This window comes from Thalassospira sp., from assembly GCF_040218635.1.
Taxonomy (GTDB): Bacteria; Pseudomonadota; Alphaproteobacteria; order Rhodospirillales; family Thalassospiraceae; genus Thalassospira.
In genome coordinates this window covers 81,227-96,818 of record NZ_JAVJRB010000001.1, presented here as the reverse complement: position 1 = coordinate 96,818, position 15,592 = coordinate 81,227, and the positions used below count along the sequence as shown (strand labels likewise).

Sequence of the window (15,592 nt, the reverse complement as noted above, 5' to 3'; positions counted from 1 at the left end):
GGAAATTTGGGAGAATACAATGGCTCTACCGTCACCGATTTCTGTCACACCGGTTGCGCTTGATCACATCAAGGCGCTGCTCGATAGTCGTGGGAAACCTTCGCACGGCATTCGGCTTGGTGTGCGCAGTAAAGGGTGTTCGGGCCTGTCTTACACGCTTGAATACGCTGACGATGCCAGTGGCTTCGAAGAAGTAGTCGAGCTGAATGACGGCGTGAAACTCCTGATCGACCCAAAAGCCATGATGTTCGTGCTTGGAACGGAAATGGATTACGAGGTCAATACGATGGAAGAAGGTTTCGTGTTCCGCAATCCCAACGAAAAGGGTCGTTGCGGGTGCGGTGAATCCTTCCACGTCTGATCGGGCCGGGCTTTCCCTGCTTTCTGTTTGGTAATGGCCCCGGTTTAATCGCCGGGGCCATCGCTGAAAAATGGTGGTTTGCGCATTAACGCTGACCGCTTTTCGCCTGATTTGTTTTTGTCTTTAATCCTCGGAAGTGCATAGCGTGAGCAATACAGACCATCCGGCACACAAGGTTTGCTGGTCCTGTAAGGGCCCGGTAGACGCAAGCGCGCTGTTTTGCGATACCTGCAACGCCATTCAGGCACCCGGACAGCTTGACCATTTCAAACGGTTTGGTCTGGAACCTTCCTTTGTCGTTGATATTGACGCGGTAGAAGCAACCTATCTCAAACAACAGCAATTGCTTCATCCGGATCGCTTTGCATCGAAATCAGGCCGTGAACAGGCCCTGTCATCGCAACAGGCCGCCAGCCTGAACGAGGCTTTCGAGACGCTTAAAAATCCGGTTTCACGGGCGCATTATATGCTGCGCCTGTCCGGCATCGAACCCGAGGGTGGCGAAGGCCACACTGTGAATGATCCTGAACTTCTGATGGAAGCGATGGAAATGCGCGAAGCGCTTCATGATGCCGCAGACAAAGGCACGATTGATGCGATGATCAAGGATACCCGCAAACAGGCGCGTGCCTGTGAAACGGATCTTGGTGATGCGCTGGCAGCGAATGCCTTTGACGCCGCCAAAAAACTGACCACCCGTCTGAGATACCTGATGAAAATGACCGAGGAAGCGCGCGCGAAGAAGTCGCGCCTTGCCGCTGCCTGATCATATAGGGGCACACTGCCCTTAAAAATAACGGATAGAATTCATGGCCCTGCTTAAAATCCACGAACCGGGTGAAACGCCGCTTCCTCATGAAGACGAGCGCCAGATTGCCGTTGGGATCGACCTGGGGACCACCAACTCGGTTGTTGCGATTTCCCGCGAAGAAAAACCCGAAGTCCTGCGCGATAAATCCGGCGGCAATGCGATTGTCCCGTCTGTTGTCTATTACGGCGACGACGCACCCGTTGTTGGTGAAGCCGCACGCGATCATATCAATACCGATGCGAACCGCGTTGTGTCTTCGGTCAAGCGCCTGATGGGCCGTGGCCTTGAAGATGTGAAACGGGTCGCAGGCACGCTTCCCTATGATGTCGAAGTCCCGGAAAAATCCGAAACCGATAATGGCGAACCGATGATGGTGCGCCTGAATGTCGGGAACCGTGTTTTGACCCCGGTTGAAGTATCGGCCGATATTCTGCGCGCTTTGCGTACCCGGGCCGAAGAAAGCCTTGATCAGCCGGTTGAAAAGGCCGTGATTACGGTTCCGGCCTATTTCGATGATGGTGCGCGCACCGCAACCAAGGATGCCGCCAAACTGGCCGGGATCGAAGTCCTGCGTCTGGTCAATGAACCGACGGCGGCGGCTTTGGCCTATGGCCTTGATAACGGGGCAGAGGGGCTTTACGCCGTTTATGACCTTGGCGGTGGGACGTTCGATATCTCGTTGCTGAAAATGCAAAAGGGCGTTTTCCAGGTTAAGGCAACCGGCGGTGATGCTGCCCTTGGTGGCGATGATTTCGATCACGCCATTGCCGAACATCTTCTGGCCGAGCGTAAAGACGGCGGGGCGACCGATGCACTTGATGCATCTGATGCCAAACGTATTTTGAAAACCGCACGGAAAGTCAAAGAAGGCCTGACCGATCAGGATGCGGTCAAAATTGCGGTTGATCTTAATGGCAAAAGCACAAACCACACGGTGACCCGTGATGCGTTTGAAGCCATGATCGCCAAACTTGTTGCGCGCACGGCCGCGATTACCGAACAGGTTCTTGATGATGCAGATGTGTTGCCAGAAGACGTCAAAGGCGTTGTTCTGGTCGGCGGGTCAACCCGTGTACCTGCCGTGCGCAAGGCCGTGGCCGATCTGTTTGAACAAGAACCGCTTTCTGATATCGACCCGGACGAAGTTGTCGCCCTTGGTGCCGCCCTTCAGGCCGAAGCACTTACTGGTGGGTCTGATAACCTTCTTCTGGATGTGACGCCCTTGTCGCTTGGTCTGGAAACCATGGGCGGGATTGTTGAAAAGGTCATTGACCGCAACACCCCGATCCCGGTGAGCAAGGCACAGGAATTCACCACCTATCAGGATGGTCAGTCGGCCATGATGATCCATGTGGTGCAGGGCGAACGTGAAATGGTTGATCAATGCCGATCACTTGCCCGTTTTGCACTGACGGGCATTCCATCGATGGCAGCAGGGGCCGCGCGCATTCGCGTGCAGTTCAATGTTGATGCGGATGGTTTGTTAACCGTGTCGGCCCGCGAAGAAACCACCGGGGTTGAGCAGGAAGTCGCGGTTAAGCCGACCTACGGCATTAACGAAATCGATATGGCCAATATGCTGCGCGAAAGCATGGTTCATGCCCGGGATGATATGATCGTGCGCCTTCTGACCGAAGCCCGGGTAGAGGCACGCCGCAACATTCTGGCGGTGCGCGCAGCAATGGATGCGGACCGCGCATTGTTGACGCCAGAAGATGATAAAAACATTGCCGATGCGATTGCCAAACTTGAAGCAGCAATGGCGGGTGATGACCGTGATGTGGTGAATGAGGCCGCCGAAGCACTTGAAAATGCATCGCGCCCGTTTGCCGAAAGCCGAATGGATAGTCGGATACGTCAGGCGCTTGCCGGACAAAATGTCGACGAAGTGAATTAAAAGCGACCCGGCCTAATTGACAAACCGGCCACTTGCGGCGATTGTCCCGTTCAACCGCCAAAGGTCAGGTCGGACACGGCGTCTTGTCACAGGCAAGGCGTTAAACAGAGATCGAACAAAAAGTATTACCGAGGAGAAAGGCACAGATGCCTAAGATCGTTTTTGTTGAGCCCGATGGCACCGAAAAGGAATTCGAAGTCGCCGACGGCCTGTCCGTTCTGGAAGCCGCCCATAAAAATGGCGTTGACCTTGAAGGTGCTTGCGAAGGTTCACTGGCTTGCTCGACCTGCCATGTTGTTCTGGACGAAGACTGGTTCGATAAACTTGACGAACCGTCCGAAGATGAAGAAGACATGCTTGACCTTGCATTTGGCCTGACCGAGACATCGCGTCTTGGCTGCCAGATCATCATGAGCGACGAGCTTGATGGCCTGCGCGTCAAGCTGCCGTCGGCGACCCGTAACATGATGGTCGACAAGTAAGTTTGACTTTGTTTTGACCGGGTGGGCACCCGCACGCCCCGGCACCAAAGGAGACTGATATGCGTTGGACAGATGTTAATGACATCGCGATCGAGCTTGAGGAAGCCCATCCTGAAAAGGATAACCTCAACCTTCGTTATACCGATCTGCACAAATGGATTTGTGCGCTTGAAGGTTTCGAAGACGATCCCGAGAAGTCGAATGAAAAGATTCTCGAAGCCATCCAGATGGCTTGGATCGACGAACGCGAAGACTGATTTTATGGGGGCGTTCGCACGCCATGCGACATGCACCCAAATTACGAATACCGGACCAGCCTGCATCATGTGGGCTGGTCCGTTTTTGTTTGAACCAAGATGACCGCAAAAACAGGGCAGGGACCAACCATGGGCCAGACCAAGACATTCACCGATATCATCCCGGCCGACAGCCTGTTTGGCAAATTGCGCGCCCGTGAAAGTGATGCATGGCAAAGCTATGTCTGCCATGATTTCATTACACAGCTTGGCAAAGGAACCCTGCCACAGGCATCGTTCAAGCATTACCTTATTCAGGACTATTTGTTTCTGATCCAGTTTGCGCGCGCCTATGCTTTGGCGGTCTATAAGGCCGAAGATCTGCCCGCCATGCGCCAGTTTTCGGCAACTGTGCATGCGATCCTTGATATGGAAATGAGCCTGCATCTTGATTTTTGCAAAGAATGGGGGCTGTCCGAGGCCGATATTATCGCACAGCCCGAAGCACGCGCATGTGTGGCCTATACCCGCTATGTGCTGGATCGCGGGCTTCAGGGCGATGTGGTTGATCTTCAGGTTGCCTTGATGCCCTGTATGGTTGGCTATGCCGAGATTGCAAACCGCTTGATGGCAAGTTCTGATACTGTGCTTGACGGCAATCCATATCGGGCATGGATTGAAATGTATGCGTCTGATGAATTTCAGGACGTGGCAAAGGCCGAAATTGATCTGTTGGAACAGACCGCTGCCAAACGCGGCGGGCATGACCGGATGGATGGCCTTGCCCAAACCTTTGCCATGGCAAGCCGCCTTGAAGCCGATTTCTGGCAGATGGGGCTTGATCTGGCAAAATAGGGGCGTGATCACGAAATTCGTGCAATTCGTCGCGTCTGCCCCTATATAAGCCCGAATAAACCGTCGCGGGTTGCTTTGTGCCGCCCGTTGGCTATTGAGATCGAACTTCTTGTCGCTGCGGCCTTGACCCGCGGATGGGTGGGAAAAAATGAACAGTCTTGGCTTTGATAAGGCCCCCGAAGATACCCGTGTGGTTGTTGCCATGTCGGGTGGGGTCGATAGTTCCGCCGTTGCCGCCCTTCTGAAATCAGAAGGCTATGACGTGGTGGGCATCACGCTTCAGCTTTATGATATGGGGGCCAATGCCCCGACCCGTGCGAAATCCTGTTGTGCCGGGCGTGACATCTATGATGCGCGCAAAGTGGCCGAGGATATCGACATTCCCTATTACGTGCTTGATTACGAATCACGTTTCCGCGAAGAAGTGATCGATGATTTTGCCGACAGCTATATGCGCGGCGAAACCCCGATCCCGTGCGTGAAATGCAATCAGACGGTCAAATTCCGTGATTTGCTGGAAACCTCGCATGATCTTGGCGCGGATTGCATGGCGACCGGCCATTATGTGCAGCGGAAACTGGGCGCGAATGGTCGGGCCGAATTGCACCGGGCGGCTGATCCCAACCGCGATCAAAGCTATTTCCTGTTTACCACCAAACAGGAACAGCTTGATTTCCTGCGCTTTCCGCTCGGCCATTTGATGAGCAAGGCCGAAACCCGTGCCTTGGCCGCAAAATTCGGTCTGGAAGTTGCCGATAAGCCCGACAGTCAGGACATCTGTTTTGTCCCGGATGGCAAATATGCCCGTCTGGTTGAACGCCTGCGTCCCGAGGCCGGTGAACCCGGCCAGATTGTTGACGTTGATGGCAACGTCATGGGCGATCACCGGGGCCTGATCCATTACACAGTCGGTCAGCGCCGTGGTTTGAATATTGGTGGCACGGCAGAACCGCTTTATGTCGTCAAACTGGTGCCGGAAAAACGTCAGGTCGTGGTTGGGCCCAAGGCGGCCTTGGCCAAGAAGCTGGTCTATGTCAAAGACCTCAACTGGCTTGATGGCGATCATGTTGATGAAAACGGTGTCGAGGTCGAAGTCAAACTGCGTTCGGCCATGCAGCCAACGACCGCAACCGTTTACCCCGAAGCCGCCGGCGAAGCCCGGATCGAGCTTCACGATGCCCAGTTTGGCATCGCGCCGGGGCAGGCGGGTGTGTTCTATCAGGGCGAGCGCGTCCTTGGCGGTGGCTGGATCACTCGCGAAGAACTTCTTAGCGGTGCGGCGACTGCCGCCTGATCCGTGATGGATCACTGATTGATCAACGATTACGGTGGGCGAGGGGCAAAGTTCCTCGCCCATGGGTTTTGTAGATATCTTTTTTGTCAAAATCGTCAAAAAGGCGCTTGACGGGGGCGGCTCCCTGACTTAAAAACCGCCTCGTTCCGCACGTCGCAGAACAGCACAGAATATCCTGTGGCCGAGTAGCTCAGCTGGTTAGAGCAGCGGAATCATAATCCGCGTGTCGGGGGTTCAAGTCCCTCCTCGGCTACCAATTAAAAACCCCCTCATGGCTCCGCCTGAGGGGGTTTTTAATTGGCTCCCTCGGAGAGGGCTTTAACCCCCTAGTTCACGAGAAAGCGAGGCACGCAGCTTTCGAGCGACATCGCACATCGTGCGATGGTCCGCCGGGCGAAGCCCAAGGATAAAAAGCAGCCCAAAGGTTGATTTTTACAATTCCCTCCGACATTTTGTCTGAGCGGTGATTTGATGTTGTGTCCCTAAAATAAATCTGTCCCCGTTTTTCAAAAATAAATCTGTCCCCGTTTTTCGTCCCCGTTTTTCAAAGAAACGCAAACAGCGGGTGAGGCCGTCTGACCAAACGGCCTGCTTTGCGGGCTTTTTGTCTGTTTCCTTATCCCTCCTGCCCTGGTCTCTGGAAAAGTCCTAATCTCTAGATGTGAATCAATTAATCGCCTTATTGTTTCTGCTATCTTTCGTTCCTGCTTACGTATAGCTACATTCAAAACCACAACCTTGTTTCGGGAAACCCACGTCCACAGATGTCTGACGCCCTCCCTTTGTCCATTTCTGTGTCCCTTGCAGTCATTGCGGTTGTTGCGCTGGCTTATGCTGCTCATGTGCGCAGGCGGGAACGGGCGCGATTGGAGATTCTCGATGCGGTATTGGCAAACGTCTCCGACGGTGTTCTGGTGCTTGGCGCCGATGGATCGGTCAGAAACATTAACATCGCCGCAGCTGAGATGTTTGACCGGACTGAGGAGGAGATTGCGGGGCGCTGTCTTAACGACTTGCTTTCTGATGCCCCTGAACGTCCTGATGAACAGCAGGCAGATGAATACCGCACCGACGCAATCCGATCAAACGGCGCCACTTTCCCGGTTGATGTTCGGTTTTTGCAGCTCCCAGGGCAGCGCGAAAGTGTGCTGGTCGTGCATGATCTGTCGCGCGTTCGGCCAGACGCGACCGAGGAAGAGCAACGCTTTAAACAAAGCCAGTATTTTGCACGCATCGGGACGTGGGACTGGCGCGTGGATACGGACGAGCTTTACTGGTCTGACGCGATTTATGGCATGTTCGGCTACAAGCCGGGCGAGGTGATACCGACCTATTCGCTGTTTTGTGATGCCGTGCATCCGGACGACAGGGAACGCGTTCGCGAAGGCGAAATTCGCTGCATTGAAACCGGCGAAAATCACGATGAAGAATACCGTGTTGTCTGGCCGGATGGCACCATCCGATGGCTGCGCGAAACCGGCAACGTCACCAAGGACGAAACTGGCAAAACTGTCAAAATGATGGGGGTCGTTCGCGACATTACCGAGGAACGCGAAGAAGCCGATCAAATTCGCGAACTCGCCTTCCACGATGCCTTAACCCGTTTGCCCAACAGGACCATTTTCGAGGATCGTCTATCAAAGGCCATTGACCGCGCCAAACGTCATAAGAAAAAGGTCGCCGTGATCTTTATCGATCTGGACGGTTTCAAACAGATCAATGATGAACTCGGCCACGCCGCCGGGGATCGCGTTCTGATCAATACCGGACAGCGATTGATCAATGCGCTCAGGGCGTCTGATACGGTGGCGCGAATTGGCGGTGATGAATTTACAGTCATCCTTGAGGACCTGGAAACCGACGCCGAGATCCATAATATCGCCGAGAAGATCCTTGTTGCTGTTTCCACGCCAACGGAACTGGGCCAGGGGACGTATTGGGTTGGGGCCAGCCTTGGTATTGCGATCTATCCCGAACATGCCCGAACGCTCGATACACTTATCCATATCGCCGATCAGGCGATGTACACCGCCAAGGCCGAAGGAACGAACCTTTATCGCATCGGCTGGGAGTTTGAAAACTGATGACGCCGATGATCGATATACGCCCAGCCGCAAAAGCCGACCGTGACGCCTGGTCCGGTCTGTTTCGCGACTATATGGCGTTTTATGGCTGTGAGCCGTCCGACGCGGTGCTTGAGACAACCTGGTCATGGATCATGGAGCCCAAAGGGCCGATGGAATGCCTGCTGGCGGTGAATGGCAATCAGGTCGTGGGGTTCGCGCAATATCGTGCTGTGCCCGAAACCCTGACCGGTGCCTGGTTCGGCCAGCTTGACGATCTTTTTGTTGCGCCCCAAGCCCGCCGCGCAGGCGCCGCACAGGCCCTGATGGAACGGCTGGAATACATCGCTCGCATGCAAAGATGGTTCAAGCTGACTTGGATCACGGCAGATGACAATGCGACGGCGCGGCGCCTTTACGATCAGATCGGCAAGGCTTCGAACTGGGTGGTTTATGAACAGATGCTTGAGGGGTAAGGTCTGAAAGGCCTCTATCTTCTCTTCCTTGGCATCAGTCGACCATCGGGACTAAAAAGGGGACAGTCCCCTTTTCAACTTCTACCCTTAAAGCGCCTTGCGCCCAGCCTCTTCAAGAAAACTCGAAACCGCCCGCTTGCCGTATTTCGCTTCGATTAAGTCAATCAGATTGGCATCAAGTGTCAGGTTGATACGACGCTTTTTCCCCGGAATGGTCGCGGTAATCGCGACAATCCCGATGGCACCATCTTCAAGGCCGACTGCTGCCGAAGGGGCGGGAATTTCTTCGCCGTCCGCGTGCATGCCTTCGATATGGAAGTTAAGGGCTTCGGTACCGGACTCGACCAGTTCCGTCATGATATCTGCTGCGGACACACAGCCCGGAAAATCCGGAAAGGAAATCCCGAAGCCGTCATCATTGTCGGTATGTACCAAACCCCAATAGGTCTGTTTCATTCTGTTGTGATCCTGTTTTCCATTTCCCGTAAGGAACCGGAAAGCCATTTACAGCAGCTTTATACCCGATTGCCTTTCAATGCTTTTGACGGTGCCTTTTGGGAGATCCCGCTTGGGATGAGGCACTGTCACGCGGCCCGGTTTTTCGGATGCGTTAGCTGATGGTGGCTGCCTTTGGTGCGAACGATTTCCCAGCCATCATCTTTCAGCCGTTTGAGTATTTCCCTGCTATCCATGGCCCCCTTTTCATCATTGTCATACGCATTATGCGCATAAAAGCCGATAAAGTCAAAAGCTATGCGCATAATGCGTATGGTGTGTTTGATCGTCCGATCTTTTTCAAATTCGCTCGCTGGCTATAGCTTAACGCTGCAATTAGGATGGCACAGGGGACGAGTGCGGGATGCAGTCTACTGCTTTCGAATACCCTCGCGGTGCACAGCCCATCACCCGTTTGAAGGCCGTACTGAACGCGCTTTCGGACTCATATCCCAGTGACAGCGAGATTTGCGAGATCGGTTCACGGGAATTGAGCAGCTTTTCACCAGCGAGCAACATCCGCCAGTGGGTTAGATAGGTCATCGGGCTTTGGCCGACCTTGTCCTTGAATCGGGCCGCAAAGGCAGAACGGGACATAGCCGCGGTTTGGGCGAGGCGTTCCACAGTCCAGTTCCGCGCTGGAGCGGCGTGGATGGCGGAGATGGCGGTGCTGATTTGCGGGTCGGCAAGGGCGAAGAACCAGCCAACCCCCTTGGCGTCTTCATTTAGGTACATCCGCAACGCCTGAATTAGCATCATGTGGGCGAGATGTTGCAGGATGAGTTTGCTGCCCGGATCGTTTTTGCGCATTTCGGCCATGGTGCGTTCAATGCAATAGCGAAGTCCCGTACTTTCCGTCCGGTCACGAATGACGACAAGGGGCGGCAGCATTTTAAGCAGCAAATCGGCCTGCGGGCCTTTAAGGCCAAAGCGACTGCTCGCAACCAAACAATCACCGCCGCCGTTCAGTGTGCGGATTTGGCCAAACCCGGTGGGTTTGAAGGTTTTCCCGGCTTCCATCGCTGGCGCGTCAAGGCTGCTTCCCATCAGAAATGCCTTGCCATGCGGCAAAAGCACGCAATCCCCGGTTTTCAGGTGTACGGGATCGGCGACGCTGTCCACAGCAAGCCAGCATTCGCCTTTGACCACGGCAGCGGTTTTGATGTTTTGCCCCTGATCGGGGAACTGGATCGCCCAAGGGGCTGCGATATCAAACCCGGCAGACAGGTAATTATCGGGCCGGATCAAAGACAAAATATCGGAAAGCGGATCCATGGGGGAAGCCTGCGTAATTGGACGATTGAAAATGAATAATGGAGTGTAACGTATAGATCATCCAGATAACAGACGATATCTTGCTTGAAACGGGACGGTTGTGTTTCCCGGTTGTTTTCCAAATGTCAGGATGGAGTAAGCATGCGTATTTTTGTAACCGGTTCGACAGGGTTTGTTGGTTCTGCGGTGGTGCGTGAACTTCTGGATCATGGGCATTCGGTGCTTGGTCTGGTGCGGTCTGATGCATCGGACCAAAAGCTTGCCAAAACGGGTGCGACGGTTTTTCGAGGTGATCTTGAGGACCTTGAAAGCCTTAAAAGCGGGGCGGCGTCTTGCGACGCGGTCATCCATACTGGGTTTAATCACGATTTCTCGAAATTTGCCGAAAATTGCGAAAAAGACCGTCTTGCGATTGAGGCGATGGGATCGGTCTTGGTGGGGTCGAACCGCCCGTTCATTGTGACATCGGGGATCGCATTATTGCACGCTGAGCGTCCAGTTGTTGAAACTGACACGGTCGGGGAAGATACGCCGCGCAAGGCATCTGATGAAGCCGTCGCGAAAATTGCAGCACAGGGGGTGAATGCATCACTTATGCGCTTGCCGCCGTCGGTTCACGGGGCTGGTGATCATGGGTTTATTCCGATCCTGATCAATCTGGCCCGTGAAAAGGGTTTTGCAGCCTGCATTGATGACGGCGAAAACCATTGGGCGGCGGTGCATCGACTTGATGCGGCAAAGGCCTATCGGCTTGCAATTGAACAGGGCGCGCTAAATAGGGTTTATCATGCGGTCGGTGAAGGTGCGATTGCCTTTGCCGATATCGCCCATGCAATCAGCGAAGGCTTGGGCGTACCGCTTAAATCCCTGACGATGGAGCAGGCCAAAGATTACTTTACCTGGTTTACCCATTTCGCGGCAATTGACTGCCGGGCATCGAGCGCCATGACGCAAGAATCATTGGGCTGGAAACCAGATGAGGTGGGGCTAATCACGGATATGAAAAGCGCCGGATATTTTGCTGCATGAAACAGAAACAGGACCGGACAGTTCCGGTCCTGTTTGCATTTTGGACGGTAGTTTAAGCCGTCAATTTGATCAGCAACTCGTCAAGCCGTTCAAGGGTCGAGGCCATGCCTTCTTCCATGCCCATGTCAATGACCGTTTGCAGGTCTTCGGGCGAGTTGTAAGAAACCACTGTCTCGGTAAGCGTATGCGCGCCCTGATCGGTGAAGGTCATGTCAATGTGAGAGCGCGGCAGGTCAGGGTTAATGACCCCGGTCTCGTCGGTGAAGCCGTCATAACCGGTATACCCGTCAATCGGGGTGATCGTTTCGTAATCCGTCCGGCTCCAATAATGCGTGCTATTCGGGTCGATCATGGCAAAGTGCCAGTGACCGCCTTCGCAGAAATCGAATGACTTGGTTTTCGTCGTTAGCGGCTTGGGTGCGTACCATTGGTCGAGAAGTTCGCTCTTGGTATAGCAATCCCACACCAGTTGCCGTTTGGCGGCAAATTCGCGGCGGACGGTCAGCGTGCTTTTTTGCATATCGGCGATGAAGTTAAAACGCAGATCAGGTTTCATCGGTTTCTCCCTGAAGAGATGTCAGTAGATCGTCGAGATTGTCAAAGCGGCTCGCCCAGATGGCGCGTTGGTCATCGAACCATTTCTCTGCTGCGGTCAATTTATCGGGATTAAACGTGCAGGTGCGCACGCGGCCCTGTTTTTGCGAGGCAATCAGTCCTGCCTGTTCCAGCACGCTGATATGCTTCATGAAGGACGGCAGGGCCATGTCGTATGGCGCTGCCAGTTCTTTCACAGATGCCGGGCCTTTCACCAAATGCTGGACCACCGCCCTGCGGGTCGGGTCGGCCAGCGCGTGAAAAATGGTGTCGAGTGGTTCATTATAGTTATCCATGTGGCTAACTATAATCGCGATCAAAAGTTAGATCAATAGCTAAGTGTTTTATCGGCTATTTTATTTCTATGCCCCCGGGGGAGCTGAAACAGGGGTTGGCTGTTGTCTGTGTCGAAGATGGCGCTACTTAACGACGCGCAAGGAGCCGCCCATCAATCACCGCCAAGCCAACCCCGATCACGCCCATCCCGGCGATGTGCTGCGGTAACAACGTTTCACCCAGAAACCCGACACCCAGCAAGATCGCACTGACCGGTATCAGGAAGGTAACGAGCAAAAGGTTGCTTGCCCCGGCCCGTTTGAGGATCGCGAAATACAGGATATAGGCAAGCGCGGTGCTGAGTGCTGCGATACCAAAGACCGCAAAGATTGTATCGGTGGATGGGATCGGAAGTTCCCAAGGTTTGTCGATAAAACCGGCAAGCGGGATCAGCATGAAACTGGATGCACTGGTCATGCCCGCTGCGGTCAGGATTGGGTTCATGCCGCCAAAACGTTTGCCAAATACGCCCGTACAGCCGTAGCAGAACGTGGCCAGCAAAATGGCGAACGGGGCAAGGAATGCCAGTGACGATGGCGCGTCGAGAGGGCTGCTATCTGATGCGCCAGTCGCACCAGAACCGGGCAGACCAATAATGATCACGACCCCGGCAAATCCGATCAAAACACCAATTGCTTTGCGCAGGTTCAGCTTTTCCGTGTCGGTTGCGATATGGGCAATGATAATGGTGAAAAGCGGGGTGGTGGCGTTCAAGATCGCGGCAAGACCGCTGGCGATATGGGTTTGCCCCCAGACAATCAGGGAGAACGGCACCAGATTGTTAAACGCCCCCATGATGACAATCGCCCCCCAGAATTTCGGATCACGCGGGATCGGAATATGGCGCAGCAACACCACCCACCACAGGATCAGCGACGCAATCGTCACCCGGCACAAAACAAGGGTAAAGGGTGGCAAGTCCGTTAGCGCAATTTCCGTAAAGAAAAACGATCCGCCCCACAGAACCGAAAGGATCAAAAGCATCAGCCAACTTGTGCCATCGATTTTCAGTTCAGGCAGTGTAAGATCGGGTTTTAGGGGCATTTGGGGGCTGTCCTTAGGGGCACGGCCAGAGCGGCGCGTGATGGGGCTGTGCGTGGTGGCGCATTTGCCAACAGACTTGCCGGAATATTCGGTTTCTTCAAGCGCAAAGCGTGGGGGCGTGATTTCGGTGGGCAGCATGGCCTTATCCATCCGCCTGAAATTGGTGACGGACAAAGATTAGGCGAGCAACAAAATCGCTGCTCGCCACTTTCGGACATCAATGTGCTGGTATCTGTAAAGGCTGTTTGTAAAGGCGGTGACGGATTAATCCGCGGCAGCCGGTTTGACACTTGGTCGGGCAAATCTCGGCAGCTTGGCAAAAATCGTGATGTTGCCAAGCAAGATCATCGCAAGGCCACTCGCCCCGATCGGCGTCCAGACATACCCTTCCAGAAAAGTCGAAACCGTCAGGGCAACCACCGGGAACAGAACGGTGACATAGGCGGCCCGTCCGGCACCAACGCGGTTGACCAGTGCGAGATAGGCCAAAAACGCAATCACCGATCCCGGAATGGCCAGATAGATGAGCCCACCGATATAAAGCGGTTCGGTCGGCATGACCGGTGTCTGCCCGCGCAAACTGGCAAAGATGAACAGCAACACTGTGCCATAGACCATGCCACGTGCAACCGCATCACGGTTGGGAATGCCCATGGCGTGAAGTTTGACCGAAACCATGTTGCCACAGCTAAACACCGCCGTACCGCACAGGGCAAACAACATGCCGGTAATCGCATGGGGATTATGTGACAGGGCATATATCTGATTGGCAAACAAACAGGCAATCCCGCCAAGTCCAAAGGCCGCGCCAAAGACAAAACGCATTCCCGGTCGGTTGCCATAAAACGCCCAATTGCCCAGCGCGTTAAAAATGGTCGATGTGGTAAAGATCACCGCGACAATGCCGCTTGCGATGTAGGCGGTGGCGGAATACATCAGGATGAAGTTGATGCCAAAAAGGCCGCAACCCAAAAGAACAATCCACGGATGGGCCCGCCAGGGAACCGGACGCCATTTGCGCGTGATCAGCAAGAACCCGCAAAGAACCACTGCCGCAAGGGCAAAGCGGTAAAAGATCGACATTTCAACCGGGATCGTCCCGATCTGAAGTTTGATGGCATACCAGGTAAATCCCCAGCAGGCGGTGACAATAAGAAACAAAAGGGCGGTCATTAAATTTAAGGGCTTTCGATAAGGCCCGCAACGTTGGTGGCGCGAGGGCGTGGCGATCAAGCGATACATGGGGCGTATCTGTTAAGCCCGATTAAGCCACAAAGCAGATCGCAGGGCTTTCACCTTCTTGCGGTGTTTTTCACATTCTTGCGCAAAACAGGGCAGGGCTGCGTTCAACGGGCTTTGCAAGTTTTAAGCTTGGTGCGATGATCAGGATCGATAAATCAGGAACCATTGATGTTTGATCCGCAATTCGCATCGGCGCCCCCTGCCAAATTCCAACCCAACGGGCGCTATCAGAAATTTGAAGTCTTCAATCAGCTGATTGGGGATGCAAATTTGCTGCGCGCGGGCGATTTCGGTGACAGCATTTCGGTAGCCCATTGGCGACGCGAGGCAGATGTCTTGACGCGTTATACCGATCCTGATCACCACACGATTAGTCTGTATGTTAATGGCGGCACGGGTATTCAGCGCAAAATTGGTGCGGATCCGTTAACCGGTGGCGGGCCGGGACGGGTTTGTTTGATGCCTGCCCATATGACGTCTGACTGGGTCGTGCAGGGTGAGGTCGAACTGTTTCACCTTTATATCCCGCACACAGCATGGGAACGTGCGGTGGTCGAGGCGTTTGACATTGAACCCAACAGCGTTGAAGTCCCTGAGAAAACGTTTTTCCTTGATCCGTTGATCGAACAAACGGTGCGCAGTGCCATGCTGCCCCTTGATTGGGATGTTCCGGCCGATCGGATGGCAATGTCCAATGCCGGGCAGCTTTTGATGGGCCATATGCTACGCAGCTATTCCACACGCCGGGATTTGGGGTTCAAGGTACGTGGCGGGTTATCCCCGGTGATCAAGCGCCGGATGTTTGACTATGTCGATGCCAATCTTGATCAGCCGCTTACGATTGAAGAGCTTGCTGATATTGCTGATCTCTCGGCCTATCACTTTGCCCGGATGTTTCGCAAAACAGTTGGGGAAGCCCCGCATAAATTCGTTCTGCGCCGTCGGATTGAACGGGCGATGCACATGTTGCGTCTGGGGGCTGACTCGGTTGCGGAAATTGCCGTGGCAACCGGATTTTCAAGTCAGGCCCATCTGACCACCCGTTTTCGCAATATGACCGGCATTACACCGGCAAAATACCGCGAGATCGCAGCCTAGATCC

The 15,592-nt window shown here is 54.1% G+C and carries 18 protein-coding genes, 1 tRNA gene and 1 pseudogene; 13 read left to right on the top strand and 7 right to left on the bottom strand.

All coding sequences use genetic code 11. The features are described 5' to 3' along the window. Nucleotides 1-19 precede the first annotated feature (19 nt). The 10 genes from RIC05_RS00470 (at nucleotide 20) to RIC05_RS00425 (ending at nucleotide 8,475) form a co-directional block, all read left to right on the top strand. Complete coding sequence (locus tag RIC05_RS00470; RefSeq protein WP_350040784.1) at nucleotides 20-361, top strand: HesB/IscA family protein; 342 nt, start codon at nucleotides 20-22, stop codon at nucleotides 359-361. Nucleotides 362-506: 145 nt separating this feature from the next. Continuing rightward, nucleotides 507-1,127, top strand: coding sequence for a Fe-S protein assembly co-chaperone HscB (gene hscB / locus RIC05_RS00465; RefSeq protein WP_350047428.1), 621 nt, complete (start codon nucleotides 507-509; stop codon nucleotides 1,125-1,127). A 43-nt stretch (nucleotides 1,128-1,170) separates the two neighbouring features. Further along, nucleotides 1,171-3,069, top strand: coding sequence for a Fe-S protein assembly chaperone HscA (gene hscA / locus RIC05_RS00460; protein WP_350047427.1), 1,899 nt, complete (start codon nucleotides 1,171-1,173; stop codon nucleotides 3,067-3,069). Nucleotides 3,070-3,215: 146 nt separating this feature from the next. Beyond that, nucleotides 3,216-3,551 carry a ferredoxin family 2Fe-2S iron-sulfur cluster binding protein gene (locus RIC05_RS00455; RefSeq protein WP_350040723.1) on the top strand — a complete coding sequence of 112 codons (336 nt, stop codon included), beginning with the start codon at nucleotides 3,216-3,218 and terminating at the stop codon, nucleotides 3,549-3,551. Between the two features lie 59 nt (nucleotides 3,552-3,610). Next, a complete protein-coding gene (gene iscX / locus RIC05_RS00450) occupies nucleotides 3,611-3,808 on the top strand; it encodes a Fe-S cluster assembly protein IscX (RefSeq protein ID WP_350047426.1) in 198 nt (65 codons plus the stop codon). Between the two features lie 99 nt (nucleotides 3,809-3,907). Next, nucleotides 3,908-4,642 carry a thiaminase II gene (tenA, locus tag RIC05_RS00445; protein WP_350047425.1) on the top strand — a complete coding sequence of 245 codons (735 nt, stop codon included), beginning with the start codon at nucleotides 3,908-3,910 and terminating at the stop codon, nucleotides 4,640-4,642. Nucleotides 4,643-4,790: 148 nt separating this feature from the next. Then, on the top strand, nucleotides 4,791-5,936 hold the full coding sequence (gene mnmA, locus RIC05_RS00440; protein ID WP_350040726.1) for a tRNA 2-thiouridine(34) synthase MnmA: 1,146 nt from the start codon (nucleotides 4,791-4,793) through the stop codon (nucleotides 5,934-5,936). Nucleotides 5,937-6,115: 179 nt separating this feature from the next. Beyond that, a tRNA-Met gene (locus RIC05_RS00435) sits at nucleotides 6,116-6,192 on the top strand. Between the two features lie 508 nt (nucleotides 6,193-6,700). Beyond that, complete coding sequence (locus RIC05_RS00430; RefSeq protein ID WP_350047424.1) at nucleotides 6,701-8,020, top strand: diguanylate cyclase domain-containing protein; 1,320 nt, start codon at nucleotides 6,701-6,703, stop codon at nucleotides 8,018-8,020. 8 nt (nucleotides 8,021-8,028) lie between these two features. Next, nucleotides 8,029-8,475, top strand: coding sequence for a GNAT family N-acetyltransferase (locus RIC05_RS00425; protein ID WP_350047423.1), 447 nt, complete (start codon nucleotides 8,029-8,031; stop codon nucleotides 8,473-8,475). An 87-nt stretch (nucleotides 8,476-8,562) separates the two neighbouring features. Here RIC05_RS00425 and RIC05_RS00420 read toward each other — a convergent pair whose 3' ends face one another. Continuing rightward, the gene (locus RIC05_RS00420) at nucleotides 8,563-8,931 is read right to left on the bottom strand and encodes a type II toxin-antitoxin system HicB family antitoxin (RefSeq protein WP_350047422.1); all 369 of its coding nucleotides are present in this window, start codon (nucleotides 8,929-8,931) and stop codon (nucleotides 8,563-8,565) included. A 48-nt stretch (nucleotides 8,932-8,979) separates the two neighbouring features. Next, a pseudogene (locus RIC05_RS00415) lies at nucleotides 8,980-9,167 on the bottom strand (type II toxin-antitoxin system HicA family toxin). Between RIC05_RS00415 and RIC05_RS00410 the strand changes: the two are divergent. Beyond that, entirely contained in the window at nucleotides 9,093-9,293 is a 201-nt protein-coding gene (locus RIC05_RS00410) for a hypothetical protein (RefSeq protein ID WP_350047454.1), read from the top strand. The pseudogene RIC05_RS00415 and the gene RIC05_RS00410 sit on opposite strands and share 75 nt — an antisense overlap. A gap of 13 nt (nucleotides 9,294-9,306) precedes the next feature. Here RIC05_RS00410 and RIC05_RS00405 read toward each other — a convergent pair whose 3' ends face one another. Further along, nucleotides 9,307-10,245 carry an AraC family transcriptional regulator gene (locus RIC05_RS00405; protein WP_350047421.1) on the bottom strand — a complete coding sequence of 313 codons (939 nt, stop codon included), beginning with the start codon at nucleotides 10,243-10,245 and terminating at the stop codon, nucleotides 9,307-9,309. 141 nt (nucleotides 10,246-10,386) lie between these two features. Here RIC05_RS00405 and RIC05_RS00400 point away from each other — a divergent pair, with 141 nt between their 5' ends. Continuing rightward, nucleotides 10,387-11,274: an SDR family oxidoreductase gene (locus tag RIC05_RS00400; RefSeq protein WP_350047420.1), complete on the top strand. Its 888-nt coding sequence runs from the start codon at nucleotides 10,387-10,389 to the stop codon at nucleotides 11,272-11,274. Between the two features lie 52 nt (nucleotides 11,275-11,326). Here RIC05_RS00400 and RIC05_RS00395 read toward each other — a convergent pair whose 3' ends face one another. The 4 genes from RIC05_RS00395 to RIC05_RS00380 form a co-directional block, all read right to left on the bottom strand. Continuing rightward, nucleotides 11,327-11,830 carry an SRPBCC family protein gene (locus tag RIC05_RS00395; protein WP_350047419.1) on the bottom strand — a complete coding sequence of 168 codons (504 nt, stop codon included), beginning with the start codon at nucleotides 11,828-11,830 and terminating at the stop codon, nucleotides 11,327-11,329. Then, nucleotides 11,820-12,164 (bottom strand): ArsR/SmtB family transcription factor, encoded by a 345-nt coding sequence (locus RIC05_RS00390; protein WP_350047418.1) that lies wholly within the window; start codon nucleotides 12,162-12,164, stop codon nucleotides 11,820-11,822. Before RIC05_RS00390 ends, RIC05_RS00395 begins: the two co-directional genes overlap by 11 nt. 127 nt (nucleotides 12,165-12,291) lie before the next feature. Continuing rightward, a complete protein-coding gene (locus tag RIC05_RS00385; protein WP_350047417.1) occupies nucleotides 12,292-13,386 on the bottom strand; it encodes a DMT family transporter in 1,095 nt (364 codons plus the stop codon). Nucleotides 13,387-13,512: 126 nt separating this feature from the next. Further along, on the bottom strand, nucleotides 13,513-14,421 hold the full coding sequence (locus RIC05_RS00380; protein ID WP_350047416.1) for a DMT family transporter: 909 nt from the start codon (nucleotides 14,419-14,421) through the stop codon (nucleotides 13,513-13,515). 237 nt (nucleotides 14,422-14,658) lie between these two features. On the opposite strand from RIC05_RS00380, the gene RIC05_RS00375 reads away from it, so the two are divergent. Continuing rightward, nucleotides 14,659-15,588, top strand: coding sequence for an AraC family transcriptional regulator (locus RIC05_RS00375; RefSeq protein ID WP_350047415.1), 930 nt, complete (start codon nucleotides 14,659-14,661; stop codon nucleotides 15,586-15,588). Nucleotides 15,589-15,592: the final 4 nt, after the last annotated feature.